The organism is Pseudomonas sp. MWU12-2319 (assembly GCF_023242525.1).
GTDB lineage: Bacteria > Pseudomonadota > Gammaproteobacteria > Pseudomonadales > Pseudomonadaceae > Aquipseudomonas > Aquipseudomonas gingeri_D.
Map to the genome: position 1 here is coordinate 1 of NZ_JALJES010000083.1, position 332 is coordinate 332.

Sequence of the window (332 nt, forward strand, 5' to 3'; positions counted from 1 at the left end):
TAGCTTTTTTTAGGACATCGTTGTCCATCTTGAGCTGCCGGTTTTCTTGCTCCAACTGCCGAATACGCTGTTGCTCAGGTGTCAGCGGCTTGCCGATCCCGGCTTGTCCCAACTGCTCCGATTCATACTGCTGGACCCAGCGTCGAACAGCCGAATCGACCAGATTGAGATCCCGGCAGACTTGTGAAACGGCCAACCCCTGGTCTGTGATCATTTTCACGACTTGCAGCTTGAAGCTGTCGTCGAATGTCCTGCGCTTGTCGGTCATGAAAAACTCCTCGATAGATGCATTTTCCACCTATCGGGGTGTCCGGGGAAATTAAACCACCACA

General features: G+C 52.4%; 1 protein-coding gene. It reads right to left on the reverse strand.

Going from position 1 to position 332, the window contains the following annotated elements:
- Nucleotides 1–268: transposase (locus M5C01_RS32855; protein WP_248764483.1), on the reverse strand; the 268-nt coding region annotated here is incomplete at its 3' end.
- Between the last annotated feature and the right edge of the window lie 64 nt (nucleotides 269–332).